Origin of the sequence: Alkalihalobacterium alkalinitrilicum, from assembly GCF_002019605.1 — a bacterium.
GTDB classification, from domain to species: Bacteria; Bacillota; Bacilli; order Bacillales; family Bacillaceae_F; genus Alkalihalobacterium; species Alkalihalobacterium alkalinitrilicum.
Genome location: NZ_KV917368.1, coordinates 2,013,202 through 2,025,393, shown reverse-complemented (window position 1 = coordinate 2,025,393; position 12,192 = coordinate 2,013,202). Strand labels below are relative to the sequence as shown.

11 protein-coding genes are annotated in these 12,192 nt (G+C 36.7%); all 11 read left to right on the top strand.

Annotation, left to right across the window (positions count from 1 at the left end; all coding sequences use genetic code 11):
- Positions 1-72: 72 nt before the first annotated feature.
- The 11 genes from BK574_RS09375 to BK574_RS09330 all read left to right on the top strand — a co-directional run bounded on the left by BK574_RS09375 (position 73) and on the right by BK574_RS09330 (position 11,951).
- Positions 73-354: a hypothetical protein gene (locus BK574_RS09375; protein ID WP_078428424.1), complete on the top strand. Its 282-nt coding sequence runs from the start codon at positions 73-75 to the stop codon at positions 352-354.
- A gap of 713 nt (positions 355-1,067) precedes the next feature.
- Complete coding sequence (locus tag BK574_RS09370; RefSeq protein ID WP_078428423.1) at positions 1,068-2,645, top strand: ABC transporter substrate-binding protein; 1,578 nt, start codon at positions 1,068-1,070, stop codon at positions 2,643-2,645.
- A gap of 63 nt (positions 2,646-2,708) precedes the next feature.
- Entirely contained in the window at positions 2,709-3,656 is a 948-nt protein-coding gene (locus tag BK574_RS09365) for an ABC transporter permease (protein WP_078428422.1), read from the top strand.
- A gap of 11 nt (positions 3,657-3,667) precedes the next feature.
- Complete coding sequence (locus BK574_RS09360) at positions 3,668-4,573, top strand: ABC transporter permease (RefSeq protein ID WP_075384666.1); 906 nt, start codon at positions 3,668-3,670, stop codon at positions 4,571-4,573.
- A gap of 18 nt (positions 4,574-4,591) precedes the next feature.
- Positions 4,592-5,608, top strand: coding sequence for an ABC transporter ATP-binding protein (locus BK574_RS09355; RefSeq protein ID WP_238457993.1), 1,017 nt, complete (start codon positions 4,592-4,594; stop codon positions 5,606-5,608).
- Positions 5,586-6,584, top strand: a complete 999-nt coding sequence (locus BK574_RS09350) for an ABC transporter ATP-binding protein (protein ID WP_158211606.1) — start codon at positions 5,586-5,588, stop codon at positions 6,582-6,584. The genes BK574_RS09355 and BK574_RS09350 overlap by 23 nt, the downstream gene beginning before the upstream one ends.
- Positions 6,559-7,410: a nitrilase family protein gene (locus BK574_RS09345; protein ID WP_078428419.1), complete on the top strand. Its 852-nt coding sequence runs from the start codon at positions 6,559-6,561 to the stop codon at positions 7,408-7,410. Before BK574_RS09350 ends, BK574_RS09345 begins: the two co-directional genes overlap by 26 nt.
- Before the next feature lie 18 nt (positions 7,411-7,428).
- Entirely contained in the window at positions 7,429-8,820 is a 1,392-nt protein-coding gene (locus BK574_RS09340; RefSeq protein ID WP_078428418.1) for an amidase, read from the top strand.
- A gap of 89 nt (positions 8,821-8,909) precedes the next feature.
- Positions 8,910-10,334, top strand: coding sequence for an amidase (locus BK574_RS09335; RefSeq protein WP_078428417.1), 1,425 nt, complete (start codon positions 8,910-8,912; stop codon positions 10,332-10,334).
- Between the two features lie 44 nt (positions 10,335-10,378).
- On the top strand, positions 10,379-10,549 hold the full coding sequence (locus BK574_RS27440; RefSeq protein ID WP_158211605.1) for a hypothetical protein: 171 nt from the start codon (positions 10,379-10,381) through the stop codon (positions 10,547-10,549).
- A gap of 1 nt (position 10,550) precedes the next feature.
- Positions 10,551-11,951 carry an amidase gene (locus tag BK574_RS09330; protein ID WP_078428416.1) on the top strand — a complete coding sequence of 467 codons (1,401 nt, stop codon included), beginning with the start codon at positions 10,551-10,553 and terminating at the stop codon, positions 11,949-11,951.
- The last annotated feature ends 241 nt before the right edge of the window (positions 11,952-12,192 follow it).

Genomic DNA, 12,192 nt, shown 5'->3' with positions numbered 1-12,192 from the left:
GTTTATTTTGAGTTAACAATATTTAATTTTCATATAGGACTTTAAAAAGTACATCGGATTGGAGGGAAAGTCGTGGATATTTATTTTTCGCCTGAATTAAATAAACAAGATGCACAAGTATTAAATATCGTGAATCGAGACGGTGAAGCGGTTGGATATCTTTCATATATTGTTGATGAAAAAAAAGTTTATGTGTATGGTCACTTAGAAAATGAAGGGGTCTATGAAGATTTCAAAGACTTAGTTAAGCCATACATTAACGGAATAACCAAGTTAAAAGAAGGTGCGGAAATTTATCATTTCTTATCGGTTGGCGGGAAAAAAGTAGAACTTTCTGAAGAGAAAAAAAATTAATACACAGAAAAAGTTCTTGACCTAGTGATTTTGTACATTGGTGAGCACTGTTTTGAAAAAGGACATTGTTGTAGTGAAATGAAATATGCTGAATTGTATTTCTACTTATTTAATTATTTATATCAAGTTCATCGCGAGGATGGATATTAAACATTTATTTTAAATGCTTATTCTAGAGGGATTTATTGATTAATTCACTAATACAGGTACTATCCAAAAAAATGGATAGTACCTGTATTAGTTTTATATAATCATTGACAGTACTAGTTATTCTACTAACACGTCACCTGTTTTTAAAAGGCTTTGCAATTTCCTGCAATTTGTTTCATTTCGTTTAAAAATGATTAAATTTATTATTTGGTTCTCTAAAGTTTTATCATTTTATTAGTTGTTTTTGTTATATCAAAATAGTAAATCTAGGATCAGAGTTTCATAGTTTCAAAATCGGAATTTCTATAAGAGTTCATCTGAAACTTTGATATAACAACACAAAAGTGAAATGAAGATTGATAAAAAGACTGAATTTTTGAATGCGTTTTCATTAATATGAAAAAAAACGATTAGAAATTCTATTTTCAAATAACATGTAATAAAATATTACACATTTTGAGACAACTCAAAATATTCAAATTATTATAAAGGCAGAAAAGGAGGTAATACATACCAAATCAAAAAACACAAAACGTAATTTTAAAAAAGAGGGGTGGATTTAATTGAAAAAAGCGCTGTTGTTTATGTTATTACTTTTGGCATTAACTCTAACTACTGCATGTTCCTCTGAAGGGGTTGAAGGCAGTGGAGGTGGCGGAATATTAATTATTGGTATTGAATCAGAAGCTGATGTATTAGATCCACACCGAGCAGGTGGATGGGTAACATTCCGTATCAATAGACAAATTCATGAGTCACTCGTAACCGGTGATTTATCAGACCCTAACCAAATGTATCCCCCAATAAAGCCTGGCTTAGCTGAATCGTGGGATATTTCAGAGGATGGATTAACATACACATTCCATTTAAGAGAAGGTGTTAAATTCCATGATGGAACTGATTTTAATGCAGAAGCAGTTGAATTCAATGTTCGTCGAGCGTGGGATCCAAACTTTGAATACTATGATGCAAATAGTGCGGGAAGCTTAAGTCTAGTTTATGAAAGAATAAAAGATATTCGTGTTGAAGATGAATATACATTTGTATTTGAATTTGAAGAACCATTTTCAGCATTCCTTAGCTTGTTAACACAAGGTGGACAGGGTTCAACAGGGATATTAAGTCCAACTGCTCTTATGGAAGCAGGTAATGACCAGTATGCTGAAAATCCAGTTGGAACAGGCCCATTTATGTTCGCAGCCCGTGAAAGAGGGCAAAGAATTGAACTTGTTCGTAATGAAGATTATTGGAGTGAAAAGCCTCATATTGATGGAGTTATTTTTAGACCAATACCAGATGCTTCAGCTCGTGTATTAGCGTTAGAGTCTGGAGAGGTTGATATTATCGCAGTTCCAACACCAGATAGTGTTGAACGTTTAGTGGATAGTGGGTTTAAACTTGAACAATCGGCACCACCACATTCATGGTACTTGAACTTTAACTTTGACCATCCTGCAATGTCAGATCTAAGAGTTAGACAGGCAATTATCATGGCAATCGATAGAGAAGGGATGGCGAATGATTTATTAAGAGGAACTGCAACTCCTTCAACAAGTGCACAAACACCTGCAAATTCAGCATTTGACCCAGACTTTGTTGATTATGAGTATAATCCTGAAAGGGCAAAAGAATTACTAGAAGAAGCTGGGTATGGTGATGGTTTTGAGGTTAAGTTCCAGACGTCTATCGATGGTTCAGGGCAGCTGATTCCAGTGCCAATGGCTGAATGGATTCAAGCAGATTTAGCTAAAGTGGGCATCAATGTTATTTTGGACACTTATGAATGGATTACGTATTTAGGGTTTTGGACAACAATGGATCCAGATGTAGGATTTAACCAAATGTCATGGGGTATGTCTACACCATATTTCATTTCAATCATCGGGAGTGAAAACGGTATAGGGAATGCAGGTAATTACTACAGTGCAGAATTTGAAGAACTTGTTCATAAGGCAATTACAGAACTTGATCCAGATGTGGCGGACGAATACTGGAAACAAGCGAATCAAATTTTAGCAGAAGATGCTGCATTTGCTCCAATTGTTAATGATACTGCACCTTATATAATGGCTGATTATGTGGAAGGCTTTATCGCTCCTAATGAAGAGTGGTACGACCTAATCGATGTAACCATCAACTAAAAATAGGTAGGTTGCTAGATGTAGTGCTAGCAACCTAAACTCTAACAAGATAGGAGGCTTTGTATGTTTGTCTATTTATTGAAAAGAATCTTATCCATTATTCCCATCCTGCTAGGTGTTTCATTCTTAGTGTTTTTAATGGTTTATTTAATTCCAGGGGACCCTGCTAGAATTATTCTTGGTCAAGCGGCGACAGAAAAAGCTATCCTTGAATTAAGAGCTGAACTTGGATTAGATCAACCATTCTTCGTCCAATACGGGATATGGCTACTCAGTGTCCTGCAAGGAGATTTAGGAACCTCAATCGCGATGAGAATTCCTGTTGCAGATTTTTTACTTCCTAAGTTACTTAACACATTAATTTTAACAGCAGGAGCACTAGTAATATGTCTAGTTGGAGGTGTCCTAATTGGTTTATTAGCAGCGTTAAAAAAGTATACTTTCTTTGATCGATTTATCATGTTTATCGCTCAGTTTGGTGCTAATACTCCAGTTTTTTGGTTAGCAATTGTGATCATGTGGTTCTTTTCAATTAAATTAGGATGGTTACCTTCATCAGGAATGTATAATATGCGAACTGGTCCAAGTTTTAGTGGTTTATTACAACACCTTATTTTACCAGCATTTGCAACAGCGACGGTATCTCTAGCAGTAATTGCTAGGTTAACACGTAGTAGCATTATTGAGGTGTTAAACATGGATTATATTAAAACATTCCGTGCTAATGGAATCCCAGAATCTAAGATTATTAGTAAACATGTGTTTAGAAATATCCTTTCACCATTATTAAACATGTCTGGATTACAAATTGGATACTTACTTGGAGGAGCATTATTCGTAGAAGTTGTTTTCTCTTGGCCTGGAATTGGAAGTCAGTTATACACTTCTATCAATGCTCAAGATATTCCAATGATTCAAGCTGGTGTTTTATTTATTGCCATTAGCTTCGTTGTATTGAATTTAATAAATGACCTTATCGTGACGTCGTTAAATCCAAGATTGAAGAGCTAGGGGGGAAAAAGATGGATAAAAATTTAGCTATTGATAAGGAACCTTTAACTAATAAGCAAATTTCCATAGGTAGTAATGCATTAAAACAATCAATTCGAGTGTTCAAAAAAGATAAGCTTGCAATGACAGGAGCTATTATCATCGCTATTACAATCCTTGTTGCAATCCTTGCCCCTGTAATTGCACCTTATGATCCCAATGTTACGGATGGTTCAAAACGACTTTTAGGAATGGGAACTCCTGGCCATATTCTAGGGTTAGATGACCAAGGCAGAGACATACTGAGTAGGCTCATATGGGGAGGTAGATTGTCGCTAGTCTCAGCTATAGTTCCTATTCTGATTATGTTTGCAGTGAGTTTAACTTTAGGGTTAGTTGCGGGATATTTCGAGCGACTCGGTGAGGTCATTATGAGGTTATTAGATATTTTGTTTGCCTTCCCAATGGTTTTATTAGCTGTAGCAATCGCAGCAATTGTTGGCTCGGGAATGACTGCAATTATGCTTTCAATCTGTCTTGTGTTACTCCCTTACATGACAAGGGTTGTATACACCTCCACAGTAAACGAAAAAACAAAAGAGTATGTTGAGGCCGCCAAAGCTTTAGGAGCTAATAAGTTTGAAATTTTATTTAAAGAAATATTGCCTAATGTGGTATCTGATTTAATTGTATACGCTACGACATTAACAGGCGTAATGATTGTTTTTGCCGCAGGATTAAGTTTTCTTGGGTTAGGGATACAACCACCTCATGCAGATTGGGGCAGAATGACAGCAGGTGGATTATCGGTACTTACGCAAGGGGCTCCTCATGTCGCAACAATTCCTGGACTTGTCATATTAATTATAGCAACAGCCTTTAACTGGTTAGGTGATGGTCTGCGTGATGCTTTAGATCCATTTAAACGTACACAATAAAGAGAGGAAGAGATGATTATGACTTTACTTGAAATCAATAACTTAGAAGTCCAATTCTCTACTCCAAATGGCTTAGTTAGGGCAGTGAATGGTGTAGATATAACAATTAAAGCTGGTGAAATTATGGCTCTTGTTGGAGAGTCAGGTTCAGGGAAAAGTATTACAGGCCTTTCGATACTAGGGCTTATTCCAAAACCAAATGGAAAAATCGTAAATGGTTTTATTAATTTTGAAGGTATTAATTTAGTGGAGAAAACAGAAAAAGAGTATCGCAAAATTCGAGGTAATGATATTGCAATGATTTTCCAAAACCCTTTAACAGCGATGGATCCTTCATTTACAGTAGGAAATCAAATGTTGGAAATTATTCAATATAGACAAAGTCTATCTAAAAAGGCAGCTATTGAAGAGGCTAAGAATTTACTTGATTTGGTCGGGATTCACGATCCCGATCGTGTGTTAAACTCCTATCCACATGCTTTAAGTGGAGGAATGAGACAAAGGGCAATGATTGCAATGGCATTAAGTTGTAAGCCTAAATTATTAATTGCAGATGAACCAACAACTGCACTAGATGCCACCATTCAAATGCAAATTCTAGCCTTGTTAAAAAAGATAAACAAGGAGTTGAACACTAGTATTCTGTTTATCACTCATGACTTTGGTGTAGTTGCTAACCTTTGTGATTATGTAGCGGTTATGTATGCTGGACGCATTGTTGAATATGGGGCTACACAAGAAATACTCACGAAACCAAAACATCCTTACACAAAAGGATTAATGAATGCAATGCCTGAGACGTCTCTAGCTATATTTGAAAAAAGTTCAAAATGGAAGAAAAAACGTCTACAACAGATTGTTGGGTCGCCACCTGATTTACTGAACCTTCCGATTGGTTGCAGTTTTTACAGTCGATGTAATGAGGCAACAAGTGAGTGTCAAAATAAATTTCCTAAAGTAAGCATTAAAGAGAATGGTCATTTAGTGCGTTGCTTTAATGAGGAGGAAGCTTATGCAGAACTTTTTAGAAGTTAAAGGTTTAGAAAAGGAATTCTCATTAGGAAATGGTTTCTTTAAAAGAAACTCTAAGACATTCAAGGCGGTAAATGGAATCAACTTGACGATCAAAAAAGGTGAGATCATTGGTTTAATTGGTGAGTCTGGTTCTGGTAAATCAACGATTGGAAGAATGGTATTAAGATTAATAGAACCTTCTGCAGGCAGTATTATCTATGATGGGAAAGAAATTACGAAGCTCTCACATAAAGAAATGAAAGAATACTACCGAAAGATGCAAATTATCTTTCAAGATAGTGCTTCATCATTTAATCCTAGAAAAACGATTGGCGAGCAAATCGTAAATCCAATGTTACGCTTGGGAGTTGCTAATACTAAAAAGGAGGCTGAGGAGGAAGTATTAAGATTACTAATAAAAGTTGGTTTAAAAGAAGAGCATTTTGTCAGGTATCCACATGAATTTTCGGGTGGTCAACGGCAAAGGATCGGTATTGCGAGAGCATTAGCATTAAAACCTGAATTTCTAGTTTTAGATGAACCAACTTCAGCACTAGATGTATCGATTCAAGCTCAAATTCTAAATCTATTACTTGATCTCCAAGAAGAGTTTAATTTGACTTATTTATTTATCGGACACAATTTAAGTATTATCAAGTTTTTCTGTGACCGTGTAGCTGTCTTGTATAAAGGGCAATTGGTTGAGTTAGCGGCTAGTGACACATTATATGACACTCCTTACCATCCCGTTTCAAGAATGTTATTAGATTCAGTACTATCGCTAGACAAAAAAACATTATTAGATAATGTGAATGAAACGACTGGGAAAGGAGGGGGATGTGTCTTCTCAGAAAAATGTGGATATGCAACAGACGTTTGTTATGAGGCACATCCAGAAGTTGTACACCTTGAAGGTGGTCATCAGTATGCATGTTATAACCCACCTATAGAAGAGGGAGTTGAATTCCAAGATGAACCACAAAGAAAACTTAGTTAATATTGCTTGCATACAGATGGAGCCAGTATTTGGGGATATCTCAGGAAATACGAGAAAATCAATTGAACTTATCAATCAAGCAAGTAATAAAGGGGCAAATATCATTGTCCTGCCTGAGTTATGTAATTCTGGTTATGTGTTTAAGAGTAGGCTGGAAGCTCTATCTCTAGCAGAAGAGATTCCGAATGGACCTACTATTCAATCATGGCTTCAGGCTGCCAAACAAAACAATGTTTATATTATTGCTGGTATTAATGAGAAAGAAGGTGAGAAGCTTTATAATTCAGCCGTTCTTATAGGTCCTGAAGGATATATCGGGACCTATAGGAAAAACCATCTCTGGAATGAAGAAAAATATTATTTTGAGGAAGGCAACTTAGGGTTTCCTGTATTTGAAACAAAATATGGGAAGGTTGGAATTTTAGTATGCTATGACATTTGGTTTCCTGAAGCATTTCGTGTCTATGCGAAACAAGATGTTGATTTAGTCTGTGTTGCAACAAATTGGGTACCAATGGCTAATCAACCGAAGGAAGAGAAAAGAATGGCCGTTCATATCGCTCAAGCAAATGCTCATATGAACAGTGTTTTTGTAGCTTGTGCAGATCGAATTGGCGTAGAGCGTGGTCAACCGTTCATAGGTAACAGCGTCATCGTCGATTCTGATGGTTGGTGTGTTACTGGTCCAGCAAGTCTTGATGAAGAAGAGTTGTTATTAGCATCTTGTGATTTATCAAAAGCTAGAAGTGGGAAACAGAAAACGAAATTAAATTCTATTATGGGTGATCGAAGAGAAGAAATCTATCAAATCGAACAAAAAATCTAATAATAAGGAGAGTATGATATGGAAGAATTATTTCGTATGAGTATATCCGAATTAGCTCCCTTAGTGAAAAACAAATCGATATCACCTGTTGAGTTAACGAAATCCGTTTTAAGTCAAGTGAAAAAGTATAATCCACAAATTAATGCCTACGTTGATATCACCGAAGAAAATGCATTAGCGACAGCGCGGATCGCTGAAGATGAAATTAGTCAAGGAGAATACCGTGGGAAATTACACGGTATTCCTCTAGCCCTCAAAGACATTCTCTACTTTAAGGGTGAAAAAACATCTATCGGTTCGAAAATCCATCAAGACTTTCGTTCACCTGATGATGCCACAGTTGTTTCTAAACTAAAAGACGCAGGAGCAGTTTTTACTGGAAAGTTGAATATGCATGAATATGCTTGGGGAGGGACAACGAATAATCCGCACTATGGTCCGTGCAGAAATCCGTGGGACCTTGAAAGAATTCCTGGAGGATCTAGTGGCGGATCAGGAGCTGCTGTCATTGCGGATATGACGATTGGTTCGTTAGGAACGGATACGGGCGGTTCAATTCGCGGGCCAGCTGCTTTATGTGGAATCGTTGGGTTAAAACCAACCCATGGTCTAGTCAGTAAATATGGTTGTTTTCCTCTCGCGTGGTCATTAGATCATATTGGACCAATGACTAAAACCGTGGAAGATAGTGCCATTATGCTGGAATATATTGCTGGCCAAGACGAAATGGATATTACCACTCAACATACAAATTCGATTGAATATTCCAATATGCTAACTGGAGATATCAAAGGTAAAGTCATTGGAATTGACGAAGGTTACTTTTTTAACGATATCGATAGCGGTGTAGAGAATGTTGTAAGAGAAGGAATTAAAAAGTTAGAACAACTAGGTGCTAAAATCGAAATTGTAAAAATACCTTCCCTTAAATATACCGTATTTGCAGAAATGACAACGATTTTGACAGAAGCAACAACCATTCACCAAAACAGTTTAAGGGCTCGTCCAGAAGACTTTGGTGCGGATGTCCTTTCCCTTTTAAAATTAGGTGAAGTTCCTTCTGCAGTCGATTACTTACAAGCACAACAAATTAGAACCATCATGAAACGAGAATTTTCGAGTGTATTTGAAAAAGTTGATGTACTCGTCTCTCCACAGCTCCCATTTACTGCGCCAAAAATTGGTGATGATAATATCGTTGGGGCATCAACCCGATTGATGGCACCTGCTAATTTGACAGGGTTACCTGCTATTTCGGTTCCTTGTGGATTTAGTGAAGGATTACCAGTTGGTATGCAAATAATGGGGCCAGGATTTAGCGAAGCAATGATTTTAAATATCGCCTATGCGTTTGAAAAAACCAACCCTCTACAAGGGAGAAAACCCAACCTTAATAAAGTTTTAATATAATCTACGAGTTCTATCCTTATCTATTAATCTAGAAATAGATTTGTAATCATAACTTTTCTATTTTTGAAAAAAGTGAGAGGAATGATGGAATGGAACAACCCCTTTACCAGAAAACCATTACTGAATTAGCCCCTTTAATCAAATCTAAAGAAATATCACCGATCGAAGTAACGCAATCAGTATTAAAACAAGCAAAGGACTATAATGTTTTAATTAATGCCTTTATTAGTATAGATGAGGCAAAAGCACTGGAGGATGCTAAGCAAGCAGAAGCAGAAATCAATCAAGGAATTTATAAAGGTCCCTTGCACGGAATTCCAATGGCACTAAAAGATATTTTACACTTTGAAAATGAACGTGTTACATTTGGCTCGAAAATTCATCAAGATTTTATTGCGAGTGAGAATGCTACTGTTGTTTCAAAATTAAAAGAAGTAGGAACAACATTCACTGGAAAACTCAACATGCATGAATATGCATATGGGCCAACAAATAACAATCCTCATTATGGCCCTTGTCGTAATCCATGGAATATGGAAAAAATTCCAGGAGGATCTAGTGGTGGTTCTGCCGCTGCAGTTGCTGCTGATTTAACGATTGCGTCTTTAGGTACTGATACGGCTGGCTCTGTTCGAATTCCAGCTTCAGCTTGCGGAATTGTTGGATTAAAGCCAACTCATGGCAGAGTAAGCAAATATGGATGCTTTCCGTTATCTTGGTCGTTAGATCATATTGGTCCAATGACAAAAACAGTGGAAGACACGGCGATACTGCTAGAGTATATTGCTGGTTATGATGAAAAAGATCCAACAACAATTGATAAACCTGTTGAAAACTATGCATCTGTCTTAACGGGTGATATCAAAGGAAAAGTAATTGGAATTGAGGAAGATTACTTTTTTAATAGGGTTGATCGTAATGTAAAACAGTTAGTTGAAACTGCTATAAAACAGCTTGAATCTTTAGGAGCTAAAGTGGAACTAGTCAATATTCCATCACTGAAATATTCGGAATATGCTGAATACATTACGTTTATGGCGGAGTCAGCAACCATTCACCGCAATAACTTGATCAGTCGAATAGATCAATTTGGTCCAGATGTTCAACATTTATTGAAATTCAGCAATATCCCATCAGCTGTAGATTATCTCCAAGGGCAGCAAGTTCGAACAATGATGATCAAAGAATTTGCTAACGTCTTTAATCAAGTAGATGTATTAATATCACCTACATTGCCTGCTCTACCTCCAACAATTGGCGACGAGATGGTTGTTATTAATGGAAAAGAGTATCCTGCATTAGATAGCTTAATTCGTTTAACAAGTCCAGCAAACTTAGTAGGAATACCTGCGATCTCGGTACCGTGCGGATTTAGTAATGGTCTTCCAGTAGGGCTACAAATTATGGGAGCAGCATTCAACGAAAAAGATGTACTAAATTTTGCATATGCTTTTGAAAAGAATAATCCACAATTTTCAAAGAAACCTAATTTAATAGAATTATTAACGAATTAAATACAAGTAAGTAAAAAAAATTAAAAAATGAGGAGTGTTTTCATATGACAATGTATGATCTATTAACTGCAAAAGGAATTGAAGTTACAGAAGAGGAAAGTGTAGCACTTCAAGCTCAATGGGAAGGAATTCAAGCATTAAAACAGGATTTGGGTGATGTACTACAAAATGAATTAGATATTGCCCTATGCCATGCTCCAAAGGAGGGAAAGTAATATGAGTGAATTAGCAAAAAAGACGATTGCCGACTTAGCGCCCTTAGTCGAATCTAAGGAACTATCACCTGTTGAAATAACTGAAGCAGTTTTAAAAAGAACGAAAGAATATAATCCTACGATAAATGCTTATATTGACATCAATGAGGAAACGGCTCTTGAGGCAGCAAAAGCAGCAGAGGTTGAAATTAGTAATGGAAATTATAAGGGGGTTTTACATGGAATTCCTTTAGCGTTAAAAGATATCCTTAATTTTAAAGGGGAAACGGTTACGTACGGGTCAAAAATTCATAAAGACTTTGTACCAGATTTTGATGCAACGGTTGTAACCAAACTAAAAGAAGCTGGATCTGTTTTTACAGGTAAACTAAATATGCATGAATATGCATGGGGAGCGACAACGGACAACCCCCATTTTGGAGCTTGCCGTAACCCTTGGGATTTACAACGAAATCCAATGGGTTCAAGTGGGGGGTCTGGTGCAGCTGTTGCAGCAGATATGACGATTGCTTCGCTAGGAACTGATACGGGTGGATCGATTCGAATGCCAGCAGCAGCATGTGGAATTGTGGGTTTAAAGCCTACACACGGTCGTGTTAGTAAATATGGATGTTTTCCTCTATCTTGGAGTTTAGACCATATTGGACCAATGACGAAAACAGTTGAAGATGCCGCCATCCTTCTAGAGTATATTGCTGGCTATGATGAAAAAGATCCTACTACCATTGAGAAACCGATTGAGAACTATTCTAACTATCTAACAGGTGATATTAAAGGAAAAGTTATCGGTATTATTGAGGATTATTTCTTCCAAGAAATTGACAATGGTATTGAAAAGACAGTTAGAGACGGGATTAAGCAACTCGAAAGTATGGGAGCTACCGTCGAAGTCATCAAAGTCCCATCGCTTAAATATGCGATGTTCGCAGAGTATATTACAATTTTGGCTGAATCAACAACGATACATGCTCGTAACATTAAAATACGTCCAAATGACTTCGGTGAGGATGTCAGATTAAATCTTAAGCTAGGAATGGTTCCTAGTGGTGTTGATTACTTACAAGCACAACAAATAAGAAGAATGATCGATCTAGAGTTTGTAAGAGCATTTGAAAAAGTCGATGTGATCATTGGTCCATCATTACCTGTTGCTCCTCCTACTATTGGAATTGATACAACTAGTCAAGGTGTACGTTTGTCTTGCCCTGCTAACCTTACAGGACTTCCATCTATTTCAGTTCCTTGTGGTATAAGCGAAGGATTACCAGTAGGGATGCAAATTATCGGGCCAGCCTTTAAAGAGACTGAAATTCTTAACTTCGCCTATGCCTTAGAGAAAACAAATCCTTTAAATGGCATAAGGCCATCATTTGAAGAGGAGTTAAATAAAAGTATTATTTAACGAAAAGTCAACGAAAATTGAGAAAACAGGGCCAATGGATAATAATCATTAAGAATTCCTAATAAGGATGGATGTAACTATAAAAAATAGTGATAGCATTTTTGTATTACAAGGAGCGTACCTATTTCTAGGAACGCTCTTTGTGCTACTGTTTAGGGTACATTTTAAACTGTCAGTCCTCATAGCTAAACGATGTTAAGGAAATTTTAGTTTTTAATTCATGTAGTTCAAGGCATGAAAT